General features: G+C 57.2%; 25 protein-coding genes. 4 read left to right on the top strand and 21 right to left on the bottom strand.

Annotated features, from left to right (window positions below; genetic code table 11):
* Positions 1-3 precede the first annotated feature (3 nt).
* The 12 genes from FZF21_RS02935 to hpaG form a co-directional block, all read right to left on the bottom strand.
* A complete protein-coding gene (locus tag FZF21_RS02935; RefSeq protein ID WP_149121079.1) occupies positions 4-2157 on the bottom strand; it encodes a carbon starvation CstA family protein in 2154 nt (717 codons plus the stop codon).
* A 219-nt stretch (positions 2158-2376) separates the two neighbouring features.
* The gene (locus FZF21_RS02940; RefSeq protein ID WP_015572587.1) at positions 2377-2634 is read right to left on the bottom strand and encodes an HTH domain-containing protein; all 258 of its coding nucleotides are present in this window, start codon (positions 2632-2634) and stop codon (positions 2377-2379) included.
* A 120-nt stretch (positions 2635-2754) separates the two neighbouring features.
* Positions 2755-3264, bottom strand: coding sequence for a 4-hydroxyphenylacetate 3-monooxygenase reductase subunit (locus FZF21_RS02945; RefSeq protein WP_017383854.1), 510 nt, complete (start codon positions 3262-3264; stop codon positions 2755-2757).
* A 17-nt stretch (positions 3265-3281) separates the two neighbouring features.
* The gene (hpaB, locus tag FZF21_RS02950) at positions 3282-4844 is read right to left on the bottom strand and encodes a 4-hydroxyphenylacetate 3-monooxygenase, oxygenase component (protein WP_023295873.1); all 1563 of its coding nucleotides are present in this window, start codon (positions 4842-4844) and stop codon (positions 3282-3284) included.
* A gap of 195 nt (positions 4845-5039) precedes the next feature.
* A complete protein-coding gene (gene hpaA, locus FZF21_RS02955) occupies positions 5040-5930 on the bottom strand; it encodes a 4-hydroxyphenylacetate catabolism regulatory protein HpaA (RefSeq protein ID WP_017383853.1) in 891 nt (296 codons plus the stop codon).
* Complete coding sequence (gene hpaX, locus FZF21_RS02960; RefSeq protein ID WP_047736938.1) at positions 5902-7245, bottom strand: 4-hydroxyphenylacetate permease; 1344 nt, start codon at positions 7243-7245, stop codon at positions 5902-5904. Before hpaX ends, hpaA begins: the two co-directional genes overlap by 29 nt.
* 21 nt (positions 7246-7266) lie before the next feature.
* Entirely contained in the window at positions 7267-8061 is a 795-nt protein-coding gene (gene hpaI / locus FZF21_RS02965; protein ID WP_015572592.1) for a 4-hydroxy-2-oxoheptanedioate aldolase, read from the bottom strand.
* A gap of 9 nt (positions 8062-8070) precedes the next feature.
* Entirely contained in the window at positions 8071-8874 is an 804-nt protein-coding gene (gene hpaH, locus FZF21_RS02970; RefSeq protein ID WP_045259529.1) for a 2-oxo-hept-4-ene-1,7-dioate hydratase, read from the bottom strand.
* Positions 8875-8980: 106 nt separating this feature from the next.
* Positions 8981-9361 carry a 5-carboxymethyl-2-hydroxymuconate Delta-isomerase gene (locus FZF21_RS02975; RefSeq protein ID WP_023295876.1) on the bottom strand — a complete coding sequence of 127 codons (381 nt, stop codon included), beginning with the start codon at positions 9359-9361 and terminating at the stop codon, positions 8981-8983.
* A 9-nt stretch (positions 9362-9370) separates the two neighbouring features.
* Entirely contained in the window at positions 9371-10222 is an 852-nt protein-coding gene (gene hpaD / locus FZF21_RS02980; protein ID WP_149121078.1) for a 3,4-dihydroxyphenylacetate 2,3-dioxygenase, read from the bottom strand.
* Between the two features lie 2 nt (positions 10223-10224).
* Positions 10225-11691 (bottom strand): 5-carboxymethyl-2-hydroxymuconate semialdehyde dehydrogenase, encoded by a 1467-nt coding sequence (gene hpaE, locus FZF21_RS02985; protein ID WP_149121077.1) that lies wholly within the window; start codon positions 11689-11691, stop codon positions 10225-10227.
* Positions 11688-12965, bottom strand: a complete 1278-nt coding sequence (gene hpaG, locus FZF21_RS02990) for a 4-hydroxyphenylacetate degradation bifunctional isomerase/decarboxylase (RefSeq protein ID WP_023295879.1) — start codon at positions 12963-12965, stop codon at positions 11688-11690. Before hpaG ends, hpaE begins: the two co-directional genes overlap by 4 nt.
* 268 nt (positions 12966-13233) lie before the next feature.
* Between hpaG and hpaR the strand changes: the two genes are divergently transcribed.
* A complete protein-coding gene (gene hpaR, locus FZF21_RS02995; RefSeq protein ID WP_017383846.1) occupies positions 13234-13674 on the top strand; it encodes a homoprotocatechuate degradation operon regulator HpaR in 441 nt (146 codons plus the stop codon).
* An 83-nt stretch (positions 13675-13757) separates the two neighbouring features.
* Positions 13758-15422, top strand: a complete 1665-nt coding sequence (tsr, locus tag FZF21_RS03000; RefSeq protein ID WP_017383845.1) for a methyl-accepting chemotaxis protein — start codon at positions 13758-13760, stop codon at positions 15420-15422.
* Between the two features lie 138 nt (positions 15423-15560).
* Here tsr and FZF21_RS03005 read toward each other — a convergent pair whose 3' ends face one another.
* The 9 genes from FZF21_RS03005 to FZF21_RS03045 form a co-directional block, all read right to left on the bottom strand.
* Positions 15561-16070 carry a GNAT family N-acetyltransferase gene (locus tag FZF21_RS03005; protein ID WP_023295882.1) on the bottom strand — a complete coding sequence of 170 codons (510 nt, stop codon included), beginning with the start codon at positions 16068-16070 and terminating at the stop codon, positions 15561-15563.
* Positions 16070-18361 carry a phosphatidylglycerol--membrane-oligosaccharide glycerophosphotransferase gene (gene opgB / locus FZF21_RS03010; protein WP_047737211.1) on the bottom strand — a complete coding sequence of 764 codons (2292 nt, stop codon included), beginning with the start codon at positions 18359-18361 and terminating at the stop codon, positions 16070-16072. Before opgB ends, FZF21_RS03005 begins: the two co-directional genes overlap by 1 nt.
* Before the next feature lie 271 nt (positions 18362-18632).
* Positions 18633-19115, bottom strand: coding sequence for a DUF2501 domain-containing protein (locus tag FZF21_RS03015; RefSeq protein ID WP_015572603.1), 483 nt, complete (start codon positions 19113-19115; stop codon positions 18633-18635).
* Positions 19116-19199: 84 nt separating this feature from the next.
* Positions 19200-19937 (bottom strand): DNA replication protein DnaC, encoded by a 738-nt coding sequence (gene dnaC, locus FZF21_RS03020; protein WP_003856580.1) that lies wholly within the window; start codon positions 19935-19937, stop codon positions 19200-19202.
* Entirely contained in the window at positions 19934-20479 is a 546-nt protein-coding gene (dnaT, locus tag FZF21_RS03025; protein WP_003856579.1) for a primosomal protein DnaT, read from the bottom strand. The genes dnaC and dnaT overlap by 4 nt, the downstream gene beginning before the upstream one ends.
* Before the next feature lie 124 nt (positions 20480-20603).
* Complete coding sequence (locus tag FZF21_RS03030) at positions 20604-21032, bottom strand: organic hydroperoxide resistance protein (protein WP_047737207.1); 429 nt, start codon at positions 21030-21032, stop codon at positions 20604-20606.
* Between the two features lie 84 nt (positions 21033-21116).
* Positions 21117-21569, bottom strand: coding sequence for a MarR family transcriptional regulator (locus FZF21_RS03035; protein WP_045338421.1), 453 nt, complete (start codon positions 21567-21569; stop codon positions 21117-21119).
* Positions 21570-21613: 44 nt separating this feature from the next.
* The gene (locus FZF21_RS03040; protein ID WP_015572605.1) at positions 21614-22087 is read right to left on the bottom strand and encodes a threonine/serine exporter; all 474 of its coding nucleotides are present in this window, start codon (positions 22085-22087) and stop codon (positions 21614-21616) included.
* Positions 22078-22854 carry a threonine/serine exporter family protein gene (locus tag FZF21_RS03045; RefSeq protein WP_017383842.1) on the bottom strand — a complete coding sequence of 259 codons (777 nt, stop codon included), beginning with the start codon at positions 22852-22854 and terminating at the stop codon, positions 22078-22080. Before FZF21_RS03045 ends, FZF21_RS03040 begins: the two co-directional genes overlap by 10 nt.
* A 389-nt stretch (positions 22855-23243) precedes the next feature.
* Here FZF21_RS03045 and FZF21_RS03050 point away from each other — a divergent pair, with 389 nt between their 5' ends.
* Together FZF21_RS03050 and bglJ are read left to right on the top strand one after the other, a co-directional pair.
* The gene (locus tag FZF21_RS03050) at positions 23244-23981 is read left to right on the top strand and encodes a LuxR C-terminal-related transcriptional regulator (RefSeq protein ID WP_017383841.1); all 738 of its coding nucleotides are present in this window, start codon (positions 23244-23246) and stop codon (positions 23979-23981) included.
* Positions 23978-24613, top strand: coding sequence for a DNA-binding transcriptional activator BglJ (gene bglJ, locus FZF21_RS03055; protein WP_096204487.1), 636 nt, complete (start codon positions 23978-23980; stop codon positions 24611-24613). Before FZF21_RS03050 ends, bglJ begins: the two co-directional genes overlap by 4 nt.
* Positions 24614-24633 lie beyond the last annotated feature (20 nt).

Below are 24633 nucleotides of genomic sequence, written 5' to 3' on the forward strand. Positions count from 1 at the left end.
TAATTAATGGTGTGAGGAGGTCTTCACGCCGCCTTCCGGCACCGGTACGTACGGGGTCTCTTTGTCCGTACGGCCCTCAACGTTACGCACTTTCATCCAGGTTTTGATGCCGTAGAAGATAATGCTGTACACCACCACCAGGAACAGAATGCTCAGACCCGCGTTGGTGTAGTTGTTCACCACGATATGGTTCATGTTGGCAATCTGCTGCGCGGTCAGATCCGCGCCGCCTGCGGCAATCTTCTCTTTGTACTGGTTAGCCATGAAGAAGAAGCCTTCCAGCTGCGGGTTGGTGCTGAACAGTTTCAGACCCAGCGCCCAGGTAGTGCAGAGCAGCAGCCACAGCGCAGGCACCACGGTGACCCAGATGTATTTGGTGCGTTTCATCTTCACGAGGACAACGGTACCCAGCACCAGGGCCACAGCCGCCAGCATCTGGTTAGAGATACCGAACAGCGGCCACAGGCTCTTCACGCCGCCCAACGGGTCAACAACGCCCTGATACAGCAGATAACCCCACAGGCCTACGCAGCCCGCAGTGCCCAGAACGCCGGCCACCAGAGAGTCGGTTTTCTTCAGGAATGGCACGAAGTTACCCAGCAGATCCTGCAACATGAAGCGGCCTGCACGCGTACCGGCATCCAGCGCGGTGAGGATGAACAGCGCTTCAAACAGAATACCGAAGTGGTACCAGAAGCCCATGTCCGCCCACGGCAGCACTTTGTGGAACACGTGTGCGATACCCACCGCCAGCGTTGGCGCGCCACCTGCGCGGTTCAGCACGGACGGTTCGCCGATGTCTTTCGCGGTCTGCATGATCTGCTCGGGCGAAATCACGAAGCCCCAGGAGCTGACGGTCGCCGCCGCATGCGCGCTGGCGTCTTTCAGCTGTGCCAGGATCAGCGCGGTATTTTCGCCGCCCATCTCATGCAGGTTTGGCATGGTAATGCCGAGACCCGCCGGCGGGGTGTTCATCGCAAAGTACAGGCCAGGCTCGATAATCGACGCCGCAACCAGCGCCATGATCGCCACGAAGGATTCCATCAGCATCGCGCCGTAACCGATGAAGCGCGCGTCGGTTTCGTTGGCCATCAGCTTCGGCGTGGTGCCGGAGGCGATCAGCGCGTGGAAGCCAGACACGGCACCGCAGGCAATGGTGATAAACAGGAACGGGAACAGGGCGCCTTTCCACAGCGGACCGGTACCGTCAATGTACTGCGTCACCGCCGGCATTTTCAGCTCCGGGTTGATGATCACAATACCAATGGCCAGCCCGACGATAACGCCGATTTTCAGGAAGGTTGCCAGGTAGTCACGCGGAGCCAGAATCAGCCACACCGGCAGCAGCGCTGAGATGAATGCGTAGCCGATCAGCGCGAAGGTGATGGTGGTGTCTTTAAAGGTCAGCGCCGGACCCCAGTACGGGTCGTGCGCAATCACGCCGCCGAAGTAGATGGAGGCGACCAGCAGCACGATACCGATGATCGACACCTCGCCAACGCGGCCAGGGCGCAGGAAGCGCATGTAGATGCCCATGAACAGCGCAATCGGTACGGTAGAGCAGACGGTGAAGACGCCCCACGGACTTTCGGCCAGCGCTTTCACCACGATCAGGGCCAGCACCGCCAGGATGATGATCATGATCAGGAAGCAGCCGAACAGGGCGATCGTGCCTGGCACGCGGCCCATCTCCTCTTTGATCATTTCGCCCAGCGACGAACCGTTACGGCGCGAGGAGACAAACAGCACCATAAAGTCCTGCACCGCTCCCGCCAGCACCACGCCCGCCAGCAGCCAGAGCGTACCCGGCAGGTAGCCCATCTGCGCAGCCAGCACCGGACCGACCAGCGGACCCGCGCCTGCAATGGCGGCGAAGTGGTGACCAAACAGCACGTAACGGTTGGTTGGCACGTAGTTCAGGCCGTCGTTGTTAATAACCGCCGGCGTGGCGCGCGTCGGGTCGAGCTTCATAACCTTCTGCGCGATGTACAAGCTGTAGTAGCGATAAGCCACAAGGTAGACGGAAACCGACGCGACCACGATCCACAGGGCGCTGACGTGCTCGCCCCGGCGTAATGCGACAACCGCCAGACAGAAAGCACCGATGATCCCGAGGATGGCCCAGGGCACGTGCTTAAGTAGTTTTTTAGTATCCATAATAAGACCTGGTTTTTTATGTAAAGAAAAAAGGGTCAGGGTTCGTTGTGAGGAGGTATTGATTAATGCTGGAGCGATCGTGCCAGATCCTCGCGCGTGTAAAGCACGGTAAATGGGTGAGTGGTTGAAAGCGATGCGTGAGCGGTCAAAAGCGAGGGTGAGTGGTTAAGGCTCACCCCCGGTGGGAGAAAATATGTGATTGAGATCACTGAGAATAATCTAGCCCTGTGGGCTTTTGTCGTTCGCTTCAGGGTAGTGTACGCAGCGGCAGGGCTGATACGCGGGCAGCAGCTGATAGCGCCCTTTGCCGTCGTGTTCAATAATCGGGGAAAGCGCCTGTAAATCGCGGTACACCGTGCGTTCGGTAATGCCAAATTTTTGCATCAGATCGCGGCGATTAACGCTTCCGTTGCGATGCAGGGCAATAATGATTTCAACCAGACGTTCAGCCGAGCGGCTTCGGGGTGAAGGGGCCATAAGACTTTCCAGCGTTAAGGGGGCGGCTGACGACGTTGCCAGCCGCCCCGGAAAATTTATCTTATGGATAGTTAACGGCGCACCTTTGCGGAAACCTTAGCGTTTTTTTGTGCAACGGGATCAAATCGCGGCTTCCATCTCCATCATCACCGGGTGGAAACGGCGTTTGAAGTAGATCAGGCCGTGCCCCTCGCTGCTGAGGATGATGTTCTTAATCTCTACAAGGTAAACCAGATGGGTGCCGATGGTTTGCACCTGGGTTATCTCACCTTCCAGGCTTGCCAGAGCGCCTTTCAGCACCGGCTGCGCCAGCGGTCCTTTCTGCCAGCAGGAGAGAGCAAAGCGTTCCTCCATTGCCATGCCAGTCATCCCGGCAAAGTGGCGGGCCATGATCTCCTGCTCATGGTTCAGCACGTTGACGCACAGTTTGCCGTTGCCCTGGAAGACCGGGTTCATGGCGCTGTTGGCGTTGATGCAGACCATGACCGAGGGCGGGGTGTCCGTGACCGAACAGACGGCGGTGGCGGTAATGCCGCAGCGACCCGCATCGCCCTCGGTAGTGACCACATTCACCGCCGCCGACAGGCTGGCCATCGCGTCTCGAAAACGCAGGCGTTCTTCAGATTGCATTGAAACCTCCCGCTGCGTTATTTCAGCAGCTTATCCAGCATATTGATATCAGTGTTGTTGTGCAGGTGCGGTACGGTCCAGCCGTGCTGGTCGTACTCGGACATGCAGCGGTCAACCATCGCCATCATCTTGTCCATGTTGCCGGAGCTTTGCGCCTGACGCAGGCATTGCAGGCGGACCTCATCCTGGCTACCGGAGTAGTTGATTTCGTACAGCTCGTGACGTCCGCCAAACTCGCTGCCGATGGCATCCCACATCAGTTTCAGAATCTTGATGCGTTCGACATGATCCATCCCGTTGGAGCCGCGCACGTACTTCGCCAGGTACTGGTCGATCTGCGGGTTGTTCAGGTCCCGCGCGCTGGACGGCAGATAGATCAGCCCCGAGGTCACGTTACGTTCGATGATGTTCTTGATCTTCGCATAGGCCATTGGCGCCATCACGCGGTAGGTCTGTAACGCCGCGTGGTCAGGCAGATACGCGCCGTTTACCCACGGCGTGGCTTCGGAGCACATGGAGTCGCTCAGCGCCCAGAACATGTTGCGCCATGCCACCACTTCGCCGAGATCCGCCTGCACGCCGCGGAACTCGAGGGTGCCGGTACACTCCAGCGACTTCTTCAGCAGAGCGGTGATGAAGTCGAGCTTCACTGCCAGACGCACGCAGGCCTGAAGCGGGTACATGCGGGCGAAGCCACCTTCCATCGTCCAGCGACGGCAGCGGTCGAAATCACGGTAGATCAGCACGTTTTCCCACGGGATCAGCACATGATCCATTACCAGAATGGCGTCGTTCTCGTCAAAGCGGCTGGAGAGCGGGTAGTCGTACGGAGAGCCTGTCGCCCCTGCCACCATCTCGTATGAGGCGCGGGAGATCAGCTTCACCCCTTCGGCATCCATCGGCGCGACGAACATCAGCGCGAAGTCCGGATTTTCCCCCATCACCTGCGCGGAGCCGAAGCCGATCATGTTGTAGTGGGTCAATGCCGAGTTGGTGGCCACCACTTTCGCGCCGCTGACGATGATCCCGGCGTCGGTCTCTTTCTCCAGCTTGATGTAAACGTCTTTCACCTCGTCCGCCGGTTTATGGCGATCGATCGGCGGGTTGACGATGGCGTGGTTAAAGTACAGTCCGGTTTCCTGAATACGGGTGTACCAGTTGCGGGCGTTCTGCTCGAACTGACCGTAGAAGGCAGGGTTAGCGCCGAGCGCGCAGCCGAACGCGGCTTTGTAGTCCGGCGTACGCCCCATCCAGCCGTAGCTCAGGCGCGACCACTCGGCGATGGCGTCACGCTGCTGGCGCAGATCGTCGGCACTTTTCGCCACGCGGAAGAATTTATGGGTGTAGCCGCCGCTGCCGGTGTCGGTACCCCAGCAGAGGGTATCCTGCATGTCTGGCTTGTGCAGGGCATCGTACATCTGGGCGATGGACGCCGCCGCATTGCGAAATGCCGGGTGGGTAGTGACGTCCTTAACGCGCTCGCCGTAGATATAAATCTCACGGCCATCTTGCAGGCTTTTTAAATACTCTTCACCGGTTAACGGACGTTTGGCATCAGCGCGGAAATCTTCAGGCTTCATAGGGACCTCGTATCGGAAGATGGTTGTTAAATTTATGTTTTGTTTTTGTTGTTTAATTGAAGCGTGAGAGGGGCGAAACGTGAAGGGACGATTGGGACAACGGCAGGTACTTTTCGGGTGAGAGGTGGATTTGTGATCTGTGCGGCTTTTCGGCGGGTGGCGCTGCGCTTACCCGCCCTACGAACCGTTATGCGTTCAGGAAACCGGTACTTTCTGCGCCCGGTATGCACTGGGTGAACACCCCGTCAGTCGGTTAAAAAAACGGGCGAAATAGGCCGGATCTTTAAACCCCAGCTGCCAGGCAATTTCGCTCACTGTGCTGTCGGAAAACAGCAGCAAACGCCTGGCTTCCCGCAGCTGGCGGTCGAAGATCAGCCGTTTCGGCGAGCGGTTGGCGAAGCGGCGACAGATATCGGTCAGGCGAGATTCGGTGAGATGCAATTCGCTTGCATACTCCGGCACCGTCCAGTGCTCGTGGTAATGAGCATCTGTCAGCTGGTTAAAGCGCTGAAAAAGCTTCAGCTCACCGCGCATGCCGCCTGACGCGTGGTCGTCGAGCTTCGCGTTGCGCAGCAGCAGGGTAAAAACGGCCTGGGCCAGCAGGACCAGCGTATGCTCGCGACCGGGCAGTTGTTCCGTGGATTCCCGGGCAATCAGCTGCCAGTAGTGCTTCAGCGCCGCCAGCTCGTCAGGCCTGTCGGCAAGCGACAGGCAGATCCCCGGCAGGCCGAACGCTTCCCGCGTACCGGGGTAGAGCACTTCTAACAGCGGCCAGATGAGATCCTCGCGCACCGTCAGCACGTGGCCGTCGCTGTCGGATTCGGTAATAAACGCGTGCGGCACCGACGGTGGCGTTAGCACGAACAGCGGCGCCTGCACCGAGTAACGGTGGTCGTCGAGCTGGAGCTCAATCTGCCCGGTGTCGAGAAAATGCATCTGAAAATACTGGTCGTGGCGGTGCGCCTGCATGTCGCGGCCAAAAAAGGCCGCCATGCGGGCAAACGACTGGTAGTGCACATCGTCGGTGCCCAGACTTTCGTCGTAATCCTTGCTGATATCAATGTTGGCGATGGGGCTCTGGCACATGATCGTTCCTCTGTTGATCCCGCTGCGTCATCGGAATGCGCGTCAGCACCAGCGCGCCCACCACCAGCAGACCCGCCACGAACCACAGTCCCGAGCTGAAGCTGCCGGTCGCGTCGCGCAGAATACCTATCAGCAATGGGCTGACGGCAGACCCGACGTTGCCGATGGCGTTGATCACCGCCAGCGCCACCGCGCGGGATTGCAGGCTAATCACCTGATCCGGCGTGGTCCAGAATATCGCCATGGCGGTAAACGATCCGGTTGAGGCCATGATGATGCCAAGCAGCTGGATCAGGCTGTGATCGGTCGCCGAGGCCAGCATCCATCCCGCCGCTGCAAACAGATACGGCAGGATGGTGTGCTTTTTTCGCTCTTTCAGCCTGTCGGAGCGGCGGCTCCACCAGATCATCCCGAGGATGGTGCAAAACTGCGGGATCGCCGCCAGCAGGCCAATCACAATATTGCTGCTGCCGGTGTTGAAGCTTTGCAGGATCTGCGGCGTCCAGATGTTGATCGCGCTCAGCGTATTCGTCAGGCAGAAGTAGGCCAGCGTGTAGAGCAGCACGGCGGGCGTCAGCACCTCGCGCAGCGTCGAGCGCGGCGTGGCGGCGTGCGCAATGGCCAGCTCCTGCTCGCGGGCGATCATCGTTTTGAGTGCCTGCTTTTCGTAATCATCCAGCCAGGTGGCCTGATCCGGGGTGTCGTTAAGGTAGAACCAGGTCACCACGCCGAGCACCACCGATGGCAGCCCCTCCAGCAGGAACAGCCACTGCCAGCCCTTCAGGTTCCACAGCCCGTCCATCGCCAGAATGTACCCGGAGAGGATCGAGCCGAGCATCATGGTCACCGGCATGGCGATCATAAACAGCGCGTTGGCGCGGGCGCGGTGATACGCCGGGAACCACCAGGTGAGATAGACCAGAATGCCTGGCAGGAAACCGGCTTCGGCAATGCCCACCAGCATGCGCAGGACATAAAGCGTTTCGGGGCTGGTGGCGAACATGGTGCAGGTAGAGGCGATGCCCCACACCACCATGATCCCGGCGATCCAGCGGCGGGCGCCGACCTTCGCCAGCATGATGTTGCTGGGGATACCGCACAGCACGTAGGTCACGTAAAACAGCGTCGCGGCCAGGCCAAACATGGTTGACGTGAGGCCCAGATCTTTGCCCATCGTCAGCCCGGCAAAGCCGATGTTGATGCGATCGAGAAACGAGAAAACAAACAGGATAAAAAGAAACACGATCAAACGACGGAACAGCTTATTAATAACGCGATGTTCAACAGCTTTATTATGCAGGGTTGAGGTCGTCATGTTGCGCTCCACATCGTACGTTTAGTAGACGGATTTATTGTTATCAACTGCTGTGGTGACGTCGGTAAAGCGGGCCGCCAGCGCTTCGGCGCTGCGGGCGAGCAGGGTGGTATCCACGCCGACCGCGACAAACAACGCGCCGAGGCTGAGATAGCGTTTTGCCAACTGTTCATTCGCCATCAGGATGCCGGGCGCTTTGCCCGCGCTGAGGATCTGCGCGATCGCCTGTTCAATGGCGGCCTGCACCTCCGGGTGCTGCGGATTACCGGCGAAGCCCATGTCGGCGCTCAGATCCGCCGGGCCGATAAACACGCCGTCCACCCCTTCCACGTCCAGGATCTGCGGCAGGTTTTTCAGCGCCTCGCGAGTTTCGATTTGCACCAGCACGCACATGGCGTCGTTAGCCTGATGCAGATACTCCGGGATGCGGTTCCAGCGCGACGCCCGCGCCAGCGCGCTGCCGACGCCGCGAATGCCGGCAGGCGGATAGCGGGTGGCGCTGACCGCCAGACGGGCTTCGTCGGCGTTTTGCACCATCGGCACCAGCAGGGTTTGCGCCCCCACGTCCAGCAGCTGCTTGATCTGCACCGGATCGTTCCACGATGGGCGCACCACCGGCTGGCTGGGATAAGGGGCGATGGCCTGGAGCTGAGTCAGGACGGTCTGCACGCTGTTCGGCGCGTGCTCCCCGTCGATCAGCAGCCAGTCAAAACCGGCCCCGGCCAGTAGCTCAGCGCTGTAGCTGCTGGTCAGCCCCAGCCACAGGCCGATTTGTGGCTTTCCTGCTTTCAGCGCGGTCTTAAATGCGTTTTCCATGGTGCACTCCTACACAAAGCGGCAGCTAATCGAGCCCATGTTGCCGTAGTCGACGTGGAAGGTGTCGCCTCTGCTGGCGGCAACCGGGCGGGTAAACGAGCCGCCGAGGATGATCTGGCCTGGCTCAAGCTGCACGTCGTATGGCGCGAGTTTGTTCGCCAGCCACGCCACGCCGTTTGCCGGGTGGTTAAGCACGCCTGCGGCGACCCCGGTCTCTTCGATCACACCGTTGCGGTAGAGCAGGGCGGAGATCCAGCGCAGATCCAGCGCGTCGGGTTTAATCGGGCGGCCGCCGAGGATCACGCCCGCGTTGGCGGCGTTATCGGAGATGGTGTCGAACACCTTGCGCGGGCGCTGGGTTTCCGGGTCAACGTTATGGCAGCGGGCGTCGATCAGCTCCAGGGCGGGGATGACGTAATCCGTGGCGTTGTAGACGTCGAAGATCGTGCAGTTCGGGCCGCGCAGCGGTTTTGCCAGCACGAAGGCCAGCTCCACTTCGATGCGCGGGACGATAAAGCGATCCACGGGGATGTCGCTGCCGTCGTGGAAGAACATATCGTCCAGCAGCGCGCCGTAGTCCGGCTCGCTGATCTGCGAGCTGGCCTGCATCGCTTTGGAGGTGAGGCCGATCTTGTGGCCTTTCAGCACGCGGCCTTCGGCGATTTTCAGGCTCACCCATTCGCGCTGGACGGCGTAGGCGTCTTCAATGGTGATCTCCGGGTACTCCAGCGAGATCGCGCGGATCTGCTCCCGGGATTGTTCCGCCTGATGCAGGCGGTGGGCGATCAGGGTATGGGTGTGTTTGTCGAGCATGGCGTATCCTTTGTGCGGCTGTTGCCGGGTGGCGCTTCGCTTACCCGGCCTACGTTCGAGCCGTTGTAGGCCCGGTAAGCGAAGCGCCACCGGGCGAAAAAGATGTCTACTTAAACAACGCGTGCACGTTGTTTTGTTTGTAGTTCAGCGTCGGATCGAGTTCTTCCATGGCGAAAGAGAGCGCCAGATAACGGCCCGCCATTAGCTCCGCGAAGTGCGTTTTGATCAGCGCAAACAGCATTTCACCGACCTCTTTCCGGCTTTCCAGGCTGCGCCCCGCGCCAATCTTCAGCGTCATATGCACAAAGGCGTAATCGTGCTTACCGTCTGCCATCTGCCAGGTGTCCAGCCAGTGGGCGCGGCTGCGGATACCGCCGATGGGGAAGATGCCCGTAGCGGCGAGCGCCTCGTTCACTTTGGCGAACAGCCCTGGCAGGTCGGCCTGCTCGCGGATGTTGTCGGTACATTCAGCAATAAAGTGCGGCATGGCGGCTCCTTACGCGGGCAGCGGGAAAACGGCGTTGACCTGGCCGGTGCCGGAGCTGGCGAACAGCTCGGTGAGAAACTCCACCTTACCGTCGTATTTGTCCCAGCCGAGCATCCCCAGCAGCATCACCGTGTCGTGCATATTGCCCTCGCCGTAGCAGTAGTCGGCGTACTCCGGCAGCATGCTGCAAAACTCCTTGAACTGCCCCTCGCGCCACAGCTTCACCACGCGCTCGTCCATCTGACGGTCAAACTCGCGGGTGTAGCTGTTCATCCCTTCCTCCGCGCGCTGGTCGTCCATAAAGCGGTGCGACAGCGAGCCGCTGGCGAGCACTGCCACGGTGCCGTCGTATTTTTCGATGGCACTGATGATGGCCTCGCCCAGCCTGCGGCTGTCGGCGAAGTCGTGAACCGTGCAGAACGCCGAGATGGAGATCACTTTGAAGTGCTTATCCGCGTTCATGTAGCGCATCGGCACCAGCGTGCCGTACTCCAGCTTCAGGCTCGGGATGTTGTGCGCCTTGGCGCGAACGCCAAGCTTCACCGCTTCGTCGGCAATCAGCTGGCCGAGTTCCGGGTTGCCGTCGTAGTCGTAGGTCATGTCGCGAATAAAATGCGGCAGCTCGTTGCTGGTGTAGACGCCCGAAAAATGGTCCGCGCAGTTGATGTGATACGCGCTGTTCACCAGCCAGTGGGTGTCGAAGACGATAATGGTGTCCACGCCCAGCTCGCGGCAGCGCTTGCTGATCTCTTTATGCCCGTCGATGGCCGACTGGCGGCAGCCGTGGTTTTTGCCCGGCAGTTCAGAGAGATACATTGACGGAACGTGTGTGATTTTTGCTGCTAAGGCTAATTTTCCCATGATCAGATCCCCCACTTTGGAATCGGATGGTCGCCCATGGAGATACAGACGTTCTTCATCTCCGCGAAGACCTCGAAGCTGTACTCGCCGCCCTCACGGCCGGTGCCGGAGGCCTTCACGCCGCCAAACGGCTGGCGTAGGTCGCGCACGTTCTGGGTGTTGACGAACACCATGCCCGCTTCGATGCTGCGCGCCAGACGCAGCACTTTGCTAACGTCCTGGGTCCAGATGTAAGATGCCAGGCCGTACTCCACGTCGTTCGCCAGGCGCAGGCCTTCCGCTTCATCCTTAAACGGCAGCAGGCAGGCCACTGGCCCGAAGATCTCCTCCTGCGCCACGCGCATGCGGTTATCGACATCCGCCAGCACGGTCGGGCGCAGGAAGTTGCCGCCTTTCAGGTGCGCAGGCAGATCGGTCGGTTTGTCCGGGCCGCCCGCCAGCAGGGTTGCCCCCTCTTCAATGCCGAGGCGGATATAGCCGGAGACTTTTTCCCAGTGCTGCTGGCTGATGAGCGCGCCAATCTGGGTGTTCGGATCGGTCGGGTCGCCCACGCGCAGGCGGTTGGCGCGCTCGGCAAAGCGTTTGACGAACTCCGGGTAGATGCTCTGCTGGATGAAGATGCGCGAGCCGGCGGTGCAGCGTTCGCCGTTGATGGAGAAGATGGTAAACAGGGCGGCGTCCAGCGCGCGCTCAATGTCGGCATCTTCGAAAATCAGCACCGGCGATTTGCCGCCCAGCTCCATGGAATACTTCTTCAGCCCGGCGTTTTTCATGATGTTGCGCCCGGTGGCGGTACCGCCGGTGAAGGAGACGGCGCGCACGTCATGATGACGCACCAGCGCGTCGCCCGCCGTGGCGCCATAGCCCTGCACCATGTTGAGCACGCCCGCCGGAATGCCCGCTTCGAGAGCCAGCTCGCCCAGACGGTCAGCGGTCAGCGGGGAGAGTTCAGACATCTTCAGCACCGCGGTATTCCCTAAGGCCAGGCACGGCGCGACCTTCCAGGTGGCGGTCATAAACGGCACGTTCCACGGCGACACCAGCGCGCAGACACCCACCGGCTGCACCAGGGTGTAGTTGAGCATCTTGTCGTCGACCGGGTAGGTTTTGCCGTTCATCTGCTGGCACACCTCGGCGAAGAACTCGAAGTTGTGCGAGGCGCGCGGAATGAGCACGTTTTTGGTCTGGTGGATCGGCAGGCCGGTGTCGGCGGTTTCCATCGCGGCAATGTCCGGCACGTTCTGGTCAATCAGATCCCCCAGGCGACGCATCAGGCGCGCGCGCTCCTTCATCGGCAGGTTGGCCCATTTCGGAAACGCCTCTTTGGCGGCGGCAACGGCCTGATGGATTTCGGCTTCGCCGCCTGAGGCCACTTCTGCCAGCACCTCGCCGGAGGCCGGGTTAGTGGTTTGAAAGTACTCACTTCCGGCGACGTTTTTACCGTTGATCCAGTGGTTAATCTTTTTCATTTTGCAGTCTCCTCACTGACAATTCGGTTTACCAGACGGCCTACGCCTTCCACTTCCACCACTACCTCATCGCCCGGCACCACGTCGGACAGCCCCTTCGGCGTGCCGGTGGCAATCATGTCGCCCGGTTGCAGGGTCATGAAATCACTCAGATACGCAATCAAGTAGGGGATGCTGAAGATCAGGTCTGCCGTGGTGCCTTCCTGACGCAGTTCACCGTTGACGTAGGTGCGAAGACGAAGGTTGTGCGGGTCAGGAATGGCTTCTTTTGGCACTACGTTCGGGCTGATTGGGGTCAGCCCGTCGCGGCTTTTCACCCGCAGGTTCGGGCGATAGTAGTTTTCGAGATAATCGCGGATGGCGTAGTCGTTGCACACCGTGTAGCCCGCAACATAGTCCATCGCCTCGGCTTCGCTGACCTTGCGCGCGGTTTTGCCGATGACCACCACCAGCTCGGCTTCGTAATGCATGTATTCAATGTTGTCTGGGCGCACCGAGGTCTGGTTGTCGCCGTTAAAGGTGTTTGGCGCTTTGATAAACACCAGCGGCTCGGTGGGTGGCTTGAAGTCCAGCTCGCTGGCGTGGTCGGCATAGTTCAGACCGAGGGCAAACAGCGTGGCGAGCGGCGGCGTGCGCGAAGCGATGGCAACGTCGCGTTCCTCCACCACCGGGTTTTCCAGCGGCGGAAATCCTTCTGCCAGAATACGTACCCGATCGCCCGGGCGAACTTCGACGCGGCTTTGCGGAGTGCCGAGCAATATCGCATCGCCGGGGTTCAGGGTGGCAAATTCGCTCAGGGCGCTCAGCAGTTCGGCGGCGTTGCGGTGCAGATCGGCCGTGTTCCAGTGGTCCGCTTCGCGGCCGTTGATCTCGGTGATGATGGTCAGATTATCCACGTTATCAACGGCGACAGGTTCGCCGAGCGGGCAAAATCCATCCCGGCATTTGGCTTTGATCGCCGGACGGTAGAAGCTCTCTTCCGGCAGGCTGATTTCGTTAGCCAGCGCGTAGCCGGCGATGTACGCCGCCGCCTCTTCAACGCGTACTTTGCTGGCGGTTTTGCCCACCACCAGCGCCACCGTCGCGCCGCTTAACACGGTTTCTCCCTGCGGGAAGGGAATCGGTTCGCCTGCGCGGATAACAGTGTTATGTGGCTTGATAAACCACACCGCCGTTTTTGGCGGCGCGTTATAGGGGGCTTTTTCAAACGCCTCAGCCCAGGCCACACGCTGGCTTTGGTGGTTTAGCGCTACGGCAAAAACAGTACCTTTCATTCCCATACTCCTCAAACCGGCTGTCCGGTTTTGATTTCATTAATATGTTAATGATCTGGTTTTATGCTTTTGCTGTTCGTTTCGCAATCAGAAGTGAATAATTTGTGATGCAAATAACAATAAATTTACATAAAAGGGTGGATTGATATTTAAATCAATAAGTTAAAAAAATAGCTTTGTTTCTGTTAGACTTTTTGGGTTAAAACGTGTTGTCTATAAAAGCATCTGTTTTTAATTGTTTATTTGTTAATGATGTAAGGGGTAGATGATGCATGACTCATTAACCATCGCGCTGTTGCAGGCGCGTGAAGCGGCGATGGGCTACTTCCGCCCGATAGTGAAGCGGCATAATCTGACCGAGCAGCAGTGGCGTATCGTCCGCGTGCTGGCCGAGCATCCCTCCATGGATTTTCACGATCTGGCGTTCCGCACCTGTATTTTGCGCCCAAGCCTGACCGGCATTCTGACGCGGATGGAGCGCGACGGTCTGGTGCTGCGCTTAAAACCGGTGACTGACCAGCGCAAGCTGTACGTGTCGCTGACGAAAGAAGGCAACGCGCTGTACCAGCGTGCTCAGGCTCAGGTGGAAGAGGCGTACCAGCAGATAGAGGCGGAATATACGCCTGAGAAGATGAAGCAGCTCACGGCGCTGCTGGAAGAGTTTATTGAACTTGGAAACCGACATATCGCCGCGAGGGACGAAGCGTAAAAACCCTAAATTCCAGGATGATTTTCGTAAAGTTTTCTCATGCCAGGCCGAATATTCTGTATCTGCCTGAGGAAAGAGAAAACATGTTAAACCGAATCAAGATTGTCACCAGCTTACTGCTGGTTTTAGCGATATTTGGCCTTTTACAACTCACGTCTGGTGGTCTTTTCTTCAATGCCCTGAAGCATGACAAAGAGAATTTCACCATCCTGCAAACCATTCGCCAGCAACAATCCACCCTGAACGGTAGCTGGGTGGCGCTGCTGCAAACCCGTAACACCCTGAACCGCGCGGGTATCCGCTATATGATGGATCAGAACAATATCGGCAGCGGCTCAACCGTCGCCGAGCTGATGCAGATTGCCTCTGCGTCTCTGAAACAGGCGGAAAAAAACTGGGCGGATTACGAAGCGCTGCCGCGCGACCCGCGTCAGAGCGACGCTGCGGCACTGGAAATCAAACGTAATTACGATATTTACCATGGCGCGCTGGCTGAGCTGATCCAGCTGCTGGGGGCGGGCAAAATCAATGAGTTCTTCGACCAGCCGACCCAGAGCTATCAGGATGGCTTTGAGAAGCAGTACGTCAACTACCTGCAACAGAACGACGCGCTGTATCAGACCGCGGTTGAAGACAGCAACAGCTCTTACCGCCAGGCTATCTGGGTGCTGATTAGCGTGCTGGCTGCGGTGCTGGTGGTGATTGTTGCCGTCTGGCTGGGTATTCGTCAGGCGCTAATTTCGCCGCTGAACCGTCTGATTGACAGCATTCGTCATATCGCCAGCGGCGACCTGGTGAAGCGCATCGACGTGGAAGGCTCCAACGAGATGGGTGTACTGGCTGACTCCCTGCGCCATATGCAGGGCGAGCTGGTGCGTACCGTGGGTGACGTGCGTAACGGCGCCAACGCTATTTACAGCGGTGCGAGCGAAATCTCGATGGGCAATAACGATCTCTCATCCCGTACCGAACAGCAGGCTGCCTCTCTGGAAGAGACCGCCGCCAGCATGGAACAGCTGACTGCCACCGTGAAGCAGAACGCCGAGAACGCCCGTCAGGCGAGCAACCTGGCGCTGAGCGCGTCTGAAACCGCGCAGAAAGGCGGCAAGGTGGTGGATAACGTGGTGCAGACCATGCGTGACATCGCCGGCAGTTCGCAGAAAATCGCCGATATCATCAGCGTGATCGACGGGATTGCCTTCCAGACCAATATTCTGGCGCTGAACGCGGCGGTAGAAGCGGCGCGTGCGGGCGAGCAGGGGCGTGGTTTTGCGGTGGTTGCAGGTGAAGTCCGAAACCTGGCGCAGCGCAGCGCCCAGGCGGCTCGCGAGATCAAGAGCCTGATTGAAGACTCCGTGGGGCGCGTGGAAATTGGTTCAACGCTTGTTGAAAGCGCGGGTGAAACCATGGGTGAGATCGTGAATGCGGTAACGCGCGTGACGGATATCATGGGCGAAATCGCGTCTGCGTCTGACGAGCAGAGCCGCGGTATCGACCAGGTTGGGCTGGCGGTGGCTGAGATGGATCGCGTGACCCAGCAGAACGCCTCGCTGGTGGAAGAGTCTGCGGCGGCGGCCGCGGCACTGGAAGAGCAGGCGAGCCGTCTGACGCAGGCCGTTGCGGTGTTCCGTATTCAGCAGGAACAGATGAAGGCGCGCGAGTTCGCCTCGGCGAAAAGCGTTGCCGCACCGGTAGTGGCGCGTAAACCGGCGACCGCAGACGCGGGCGATAACTGGGAAACGTTCTGACGCTGTGCGTTTCGCCGGGTGGCGGCTACGCCTTACCCGGCCTACGGATTGTGCAATTTGCCGGGTGGCGGCTACGCCTTACCCGGCCGGCGGAATTGGGTTTTGTAGGCCCGGTAAGCGCAGCGCCACCGGGCGATTTTACAGAGGCAGGCGCATGGCGCAGCGGGAACCATACGCTAAACCGTGCGCCGTCTCTTCCTCGCGTTTCTGGCGCAGTTCCGGCGTCTGCGTCGTCATCATTTCAAACCCTAATCGCCTGTAGAAGGGCGCATTCCACGGGACATCACGAAACGTCGTTAACGTCAGCGAGTTCAGCCCCAGACTGCGGGCATGCGCGGCGGCACGGGCGATTAACTGGCGTCCAAGACCTCGTCCCTGCCAGTCCAGGTGAACCGACAGTTCCACAATAAACAGCGACGATGGATGAGCTTCGGCGAGAATAAAACCCACGGGCCTGTCGTCAGCCAGCGCCAGCCAGCTTAATCCGCGTCCGGCGTAACCGAGGTGATCTTCAACAGAAATAACCTCATTGTCTGCCAGCCAGGCCAGCTCAGGAACGTCGCGAAACCGCTGCCCCGCCGCGCGTTCAATGGCGGGCAGGGCAGCGACGTCGTCGATGCGCGTCGGGCGAAGAGTGAACGCCGTCATCAGCCAGCGCTGCTCACAATTTTAATCTCCACCATGCCGATCCCCAGCTTGCGCGGAGAGTGACCGAGAATATTCCCTTCGTTAGTGGACTGCGGATCGGGTGGCACAATGACCAGCGTATTGCTGCGCGTTGGGTTATCGAAATGCAGCGTGCTGGTGGTGACATCGTTGCTCAGCGTCAGCGTCTGTTCTTTATCGCCGACGCGCACCGGTATAGGACGGTTTGCGTTGGGACCAAATGCCCTGGCGGTGATCACCAGATCGAATTTCTCCGGCAGCGGATGGGTATATTCAATTTTCACCTCATCGCCCAACTGCGCGTTAGACCAGCGCCCCCAGGATTCCGGCCGTGAAATACCGCTGAACTGCTTCACCTCTTCCGGCGCGCCGGCAACATTAAAGATGAAGCTGTCTGCTTTATAACGAATGTCGTTGTCGACGATTTTCAGCAGGTCTACGTTGCGCTGATAGCGTGCGGTATCAATAATCGTATCTTTAAACGCGGTTTTTCCCTGCCACTGCGGTTTGTCAACGTGTTGCACGGTCTGCTCGCCGCCGAGTTGCCCCTGAGAGACGCACCAGTCGGTGGACAGCGACAGCTGTTGCGACCAGAGCTGGCCCATTTTGTAGCATTTGTCGACCCAGACGAAATTATCGCGCGGGGCAAATTCCGCCAGCTGGAAGCGCAGTGGCGCGGAGTATTCGCTTTCCGGCAGCGGCTCGACGCGGTTATCCGACACGCGCAGCAGCAGCGGCAGGCGGAAATGGCTGCCGGAGAACGCGATCATTTTTTTATCCTGATCGATGGTGAAGTCTTTTATCTCTTTCGGGAAGTTCCACAGACGAATGATATCCGGCTTCCAGGCGAGGATTTTTTCCTTCATGTTGAGGAAGATTTCCGACAGGGACTGGACCGACAGCGTACTGCGGCCCAGGCCAATGAAGTTATCGCCACCCAGAATATCCAGCACGGTAGCGCCGTTATCCATCGAGTTACGTTTAGCGGCAATGATCTCCTGCTGCGGTTTATCGCCGCGCAGCACAAAGAACAGGTTGCTGCGATCCAGCTTATTCAGCTCATCCCAGGCGCTGTTTTTCATCGCCAGATGGTCAGATGAGACGACGATGACCGTATTTTTGAAATACGGCGACGCTTTGATTTTCTCGATTAACGCCGCGATATGCTCCTGGCTACAGGTCACGGCGCTGAACGACTTGTTGTTTTTACCGTCAATGTCATAGCCCTGACGTTTACAGGTGCGTGAGACGAAACCATCCGGATGATGCGTGTCAACGGTCAACGCAAACAGCGAGAAGCGTTTACCGGCGCGGGAAAGCTCCTCGAATTTCTTCCAGGTTTCATCAAGAACGGTATCGTCGTAAAAGCCCCAGTCGTTGCGGTAGGCCGGATCGGCCACCGTGGTTTTCAGCTCTTCGGAACCATACAAGTGATCGAAACCGTGGGATTTCAGGAACACATCTTTCCCGGCAAAGCGCAGGTTAGCGCCCTGCATAAAGTAGTTTTCATAGCCCGAGTTTTTCAGGATATCGCCGAGGCAAATATTCTGCGGGAAGAAGCTCGACATTGAGGCGGAGGCGTTGCCTTCAAACGGAGCGAACAGCGGAATGCCGCACTGAGAGGCCACCATCCCGGCGATGGTGTAATCCGTACCGGGCAGCTGCATGGTGTGGCTGAAGTCGAGGCCCTGGTCTTTCAGCGCGCCAAGCTCTGGCGTCAGGTTCGGGAAAGCATCGTTATCAAAATAGGTGCGTTCCAGACTTTCGCCGTAGATATAGACCAGGTTGAGTCTGGGATTGTCGATCTTCTTCGAGGGTTCTTTGTAATAGGCCGCAAAGTCCGGATCGCCATCGCGCGACTGGGATTTTACCAGCTCGGTAATTTGATGGAATGCCGGGCTGGCATCCACGGAGGCCAGCGCCAGGCACAGCGCCAGCAGGCTGTAGCCATGATGATGCGGACGGTGACGGCGACGGCGCAGAACCCAGGCCAGCGCGGCGAAGATGCCCACCAGGGCGACCACCAGCCCCAGACCCGGAAGGATGTACTTACCCACACCAGCGCCGGTCAGGCTGTTGGTCAACGTGTAGAGCACCGCGTCGTTAATACCGTCGCCGGTAAAGTAATCGCTGGCATATAACGTAATGTTTAAAACAATAAAAATGCCGAGCACCACCAGGGTGGCCACAAACCACCAGGTGTGACGACCGGCTTTCCAGGCATAAACGCCGATGGAAGCCAGGAAAAGGACAAGGGACATTAACTCTGACAACAGCAGATCCTCATCATGCCGGACGATTAGCCGGCTAATTGCTTATTTTTTGGGTAATACAATGTAATTGCGATGTCGCTTAGCTGCAATTTTAGTGTCACGAAAGTGTGCTGTTGTTAGGATTTGGTTTATAAAATCGGATTTTTGAATACAGTCGCATCGTGGCACACGGAGGCTGAGGTGGTGGCAGGGGGTAAAAAAACGCACTTCACGCCGCGGTGTAAGACTAACGTAATAAACCCGGCGTGTTGTGGCAGAAAATGGGAGGCGATCAGGAGAGGAAATTAACGCCTTGTTTCAGCACCAGATCGCAGGCTTTCGTTTTCACCTGTTTCGCCAGAGATGAATTTCCAAGGGTGCTGAGGTTCAGCTGCTGGCCATTTTGCGCGTTCAGCAGACCCTGAATACCGTCCATATAGTTGGTGTCCGCTTTCTGCTCCTGGGTGTCCAGACCCAGTTTACCAAGCACCTGGTTTTTGATGTTTTCGGTATCGGTAACGGAAGCCAGTTTCTGCTTCGCGCAGTATTCCAGAATGCCCGCCGCGTTGTTCATCGTTCCGGCGCTCAGGCTTTGGGAGCTGTTACTCAGCAGGCCGGTGAGGGACGAGGCTGACAGCCCGCCCTGGGAAGTGCCGCTCTCTTTGGTTAACTCACTTGCTGCGCTGGAGAGCGACTCCTGCCATGATGCGGCCTGCGCTGCGCCAGTCACCAGCAGGGCGCCAGTAAGGATGCTGATAAGAAACTGTTTTTTCATAATGATTTACTCAACAAGGTCCGTTTTGGGCCAAAAGTGGGTTCAGTATATACCTCTGCTCTTCCGGTGCTCCCTGGAAATATCTTAATACTCTTTGCCGGTGACGCGGCTGCGATAGCTGTCCCAGTCGAAGATGACGTACAGGCTGTTACCCAGCTTCATGCGATCCATCACCCGCTCGCCAAGAAGTCGGGTCATCTCGTCGATATTGTGGTTCGTCAGCATACCGGTCGGGCGTTTTGACGACGAACGGCGATCGACAATCTGATTGATGATCACTTTTTCGTAGCGGGACTCCGTCTGGACGCCGATCTCGTCGATGACCAGCAAATCCACGTTACTCAAATCATTCAGCAGCTGTTCTTCGCTGGTTTCGCGGTTACTGAAGGTGTCCTTCATGGCGGACATAATATCGGCCACGGTGATAATCAGCACTGACTTCCCGCGCAGCAGCAGCTCGTTGCAGATAGCGGCCGCAAGGTGATTTTTCCCCGTGCCGGGTTTTCCGCTAAAGATGAAGCTGGCAATGTTGCCGTCAAATTCATCCACGTACTGGCGCGCCTGGTTGAGGGCGTTCATCTGCCCCTGTGACTCGACCTTATAATTCTCGAAGGAACAGTTCTGGTGCAGAGGGCGAATGCCCGAGCGGTTAAAGGTGCGCTGCATTTTCATCGCGCGGTTTTCGCGGGCGAGGGCAGCCGCGCGAATTTTACCTTGCTCTTTTTGCCATGCCAGCAGCTCTTCACCGGTGGTGAAGGCGGGCTTCACGTTGGCGGGCATCATCTTCTGCAAACGTTTCATCAGGTCGCCGACGTTTTTCATTTCGCACCTCGGAATCCATCAGGGATTTTTTTGTCCGGTTCTGAAAAGGCATTGATATCACGTTTTGGCTGGCCATTGTTGCTGGCGCGGTTGATTTGCAGACTGCGCGCGAACTTTTGCTGCCACTGAACATGGTGGAAGACTTTTCCTTCAGCCTGCCAGTAAGCGGTAAAGGCCGCCAGCTCTTCTGGCGTCGCGGGCTGCGCGAGGGCTATTCCCCATAAGGCCGCCTGCCGCTGAAAATCGGCGTCCGGCTGCCAACCGGCGTACATGGGAAATTTCCCCATTGGAACGGCCACCGGGGCGCTGGCGGGTTCGTCAAAAAACTGATTATCCAGCATGACATCGCTCGCCGGACGCGACAGCTTCGCTTCAATTTCCAGAAGCTGCGCCAGACGTTCCGGCGTGACCGCATAAAACGCCGGGGCGTTGTCGGCAAATACCGCGAGCGTGCCGCCTTCGGCGTGCGTCAACACACCGCGAGGATCGCGCATAAAGGCATCGATGCCAGCAATGCTGGTGGTCAGGATTCTGGAGGACATAACACTTTCTCAACTGATTACTACGGGCGTGATTGAGGGTTATGGTAGCACAGAGAGAGGAGAGGAAAGGAGAGGATTTCCCCGGCGGCGTTACGCTTACCGGGGCTAAAATCACAAGGGCTGTTTACGCGATGATGTTCAGCGTCACGTCGATATTGCCGCGCGTCGCGTTAGAGTACGGACAGACGATATGCGCTGCATCCACCAGTTTTTTGGCTTCCGCTGCGTCCATCCCTTCAACGTGGATGTTCAGCTTCGCTTCGATACCAAAACCGGTTGACAGCGGGCCAATCCCCACTTCGCCTTCAATAAAGGCGTCTTTTGGCAGAGCGAATTTGTCGCGTGCCGCAACGAACTTCATTGCGCCCAGGAAGCAGGCGGAGTAGCCCGCAGCGAACAGCTGTTCAGGGTTGGTTACTTCACCCCCCATGCCGCCCATCTCTTTTGGCACACCCAGTTTGACATCCAGAACGCCATCGGAAGACGTTGCGCGGCCATCACGGCCTCCGGTTGCTTTGGCTTTGGCAGTGTAGACAACTTTTTCTAAAGACATGGCAGGTTCCTCATCTTACGTTTATATGCACTATTAAATAGCGCGCGATGTATTAAGTTAGAATCAGACGCGTAAAGTATAGCCTTACGCGCGATGAAGCTGTTGGCGCAAAAGTTCGAGCTGTTGCTTGAGCGCCAGCATGGTGTCGGTATCACACTGCGCTGCACAGCCCACGGCGTGGGGTATCGTCACGGCCTGCTGTTGCAGCGCCCGACCCGTGTCGCTCAGGGTGACGGCGACCTGACGCTCATCCTGACGGGAACGCTGGCGGAAGATTAATCCTGCGCTTTCCAGGCGTTTCAGCAGGGGAGTCAGCGTGGCGGAATCCAGGAACAGCCGCTCGCCAATGTCTGACACCGTAATATCATCCTGCTCCCACAGCACCAGCATCACCAGGTATTGCGGGTAGGTCAGGTTAAGCGGCGCCAGCAGTTGCCGGTACAGCTTGTTAAGCGCCAGATTTGCCGAATAGAGGGCAAAACAGAGCTGGTTATCCAGCAGAAGCGCGTTGGTGGTGTCGTTCGTTTTTGCGTCCATGAAATGAATATAGATAGCGCACGATACAATTGCAAGCGATTTTATTATACGCGTGGACGTTTGCGGTAAAGCCATAATCCGGGGATCGACAGGCCGATGGAGAGCGCGCCCACAATCGACGAGGCTTTAAGGAAATTGCTCAGAAGCAGGATCATCTGCGGTTCGCTGTAGCCAAAGTGGCTGATTTTGACGGCGGAGATCATCGCCGTATAGGCTGAAATGCCCGGGAACATAGGAATGACTGCCGCCACGGTGAACACTTTCGGGTGCGCCAGATACCAGCGGGACCACTGAATACCGATGCTGCCGACCAGCATGGAGGCGATAAACGTCGACCATTCGATATTAAAGCCCGAGGTCATCATGATCATACGTGAGCCGTGGCCAATGGCACCCAGCAGCGCACACCAGGGTAATGCACGCTGTGGGACGTTAAACACCATCGCAAAGCCAACGGCGGGAAGGGCTGCCAGGAGCATGTCCTGCGCCAGTGCGAGCAGAAAATCCATCACGCCCATCCGCGTAACCCCCAGAGTGTCATGGCCATTACCACCCCGATACAGGTCGCCAGCGTCAGCAGGCTGGCTATCGCCCAGCGCGCCAGACCGGTGTTGATGTGGCCTTTGAACATATCAGCGACGGCGTTGATTAAGGGAAAACCCGGCACCAGCAGCAATACGCTGGCGGCCATCGCAACAGTAGGCGTGCTGGCGAAGTAAGGCTGGCGCAAAAGCAGGCCGGATACGGTTGTCGCCACGAACGCCGTGATGCAGAAGTTAATTTGCGGATGCAGTTGCCTGTGCGTCAACAACTGGCGGACATACATCGCGATGCTGCTGGCAAAGAAGGTCACGACAGCGCCGTCCCAGCCGCCCGCGTTGAGCTTGCAGAAGCAGGCGCAGGAGAGTCCCACCATCAGCACAACCAGCCAGCGTGGATACCGGAGAGGTTTGATCTGGTTGAAGCGTTTCTCTATCTCCCTCAGATCGAGCAGCTTGTGTTCAGCAAGGATCACGATGTGCTGCACTTCCGTCACGACGTGCATGTTAATGCCGCGGTCATGATTTTTACGGGTGGAGGTCAGGCACTGTCCGTCTTTAATGGTGGTCAGCACAATGGCATTTGACGAGATGGAGCTCTCAACGCTGTCCATCCCCAGCGCCAGCCCAAGGCGTGTGGAAAGTTCTTCCACGAGGGCGCTTTCTGCCCCGTGTTGTAAGAGAAAAAGCCCGCACTGAATACATAGCCGCGTGGTAGCACGTTGCGTAGACCGATCTGCCTGCATGAAACGCCCTGAAGAGAAGAGAGATTGCTTACTTTTAACACAAAGGGCCGGGCCCTTTGCGCTGGGCCAGATCAACATTTGTGCAATCAGTCGCGTGAGCAGGGGGAGAAAACCGCACTTTCTATTTATTTAATGAATATAAAAATAGAGATTTATAAAGACAATATATTAAGTATTTCTAATTTCATATTTTCAATCTTTTCACGCAATCTTAATTAAAGTTTTGTGGTCTTTATGCGATATTAAGCGAGTATTGGGCGTTTCTTAACCCATGTGACATTTCTTCTGATTTGCGAGTATTAAGCCGTTTTGTACTGAGGGATGCAAGCGTGTTTAAACTCGTAGGGTTAGTTCGTTCTTAAATAATGAATTTATGACAGGGAGGGTCTATGTTGCCATTGAATGGTAAACACGGAGTGGTGATTAGTAGAGTGCCGGTTATGCAAAATGGGCTAGGTGGCGTCATGACGCGTCATTTTCCTGATTTTGAAATAACGTACTGCCGTTCGATGCAGGAGTTGACGCTACTACAATTGCGTCGCGCTGGGGTCGTTATTGCCGATATTTCAGGTGAGTATCGTAATCCTCGCGGCACGCTTGAGCAGTATTATGGATTAATGAATCAGTATCGGGACATTCACTGGATATTCCTTGTCTCGCGTCCCCTTTATCCACTTGCAGTAGAGCTTCTTATGCGTCCGGAAAGCACGCTGCTTTCGGATATGGAACCGATCGAAGGCGTTATTAACGCTATTCGCGCGGGCAGTGAACGTGCCGAGCGAATAAGCCAGACGTTATTAATACCGGAAACGTCCGATATTGAAGAAGAGAGTGAGCAAATGATTGCGCTCACCCACTCTGAACGCAAGGTGTTGCGTTTATTAGGTAAAGGTTGGGGAATCAACCAAATAGCCACGCTGCTGAATAAAAGTAATAAAACGATCAGTGCACAAAAAAACAGTGCAATGCGCCGCTTATCACTTCGCAGTAATGCCGATATGTACGCGTGGATAAGCAGTACCCAGGGAATGCGAGAACTCAGTTTAATGTCGGCTTATGGAGAGTTTGAGGAATGGAAAAGACCACTGCAACAAGACATATCGCCGTCATCGAAAGCTGCTCAATGAGCGCTGTAGGGCTGAAGCATCTCTTTGCGATGCCCGCCCTGAGCCATTACCAGGTGCACCTGTTTAGCAGATTCGCCAGCTTTAAAGCGGCGCTCGTGGATATCTCATTCTATGCGGTTATCTATTCACTGTCTGATGAGCGTGAAGAGCGGAGAAACTGTCTGGCCTGTTTACGGGATCTCACCTTCACCCACAGCGACGTCCAGCGTATCGTGCTGGCCTCTGACGAAATGGAGGCGAGGCTGGTCAGCCATCTTTCGCCTTCTCGCTTGCATGGGATAATCAGTAAATCGGTTCCGCTAAAGCAGCTAATGGAGGGGCTGGAGACATTACTCAGCGAAACGCATCAGGTGAATGACAACATGTACAATCACTGGTGTGTGAGCCAGAATCGTATGTTAAGCCCAACCGAAAGGGCAATACTGCGTTATATGTCATCGGGATTTTCAATCCCTGAAATTGCGGCGCAGCTTGAACGCAATATTAAAACCATCCGGGCGCATAAGTTTAACGCAATGGTAAAGCTGGGCGTCAATTCTGACGTGGGATTACTGGATGCGGCGGATATCCTGGCGCATCTCCCTGCCCGGGAAGTTCGTCGTTCCGCTCTCACCGTTCCTTCATTCTCTTAGCGTTAAGTGGTGCGCCAGAG

This window comes from Enterobacter sp. LU1 (genome assembly GCF_008271405.2).
In the GTDB taxonomy this organism is placed as follows: domain Bacteria; phylum Pseudomonadota; class Gammaproteobacteria; order Enterobacterales; family Enterobacteriaceae; genus Enterobacter; species Enterobacter hormaechei_C.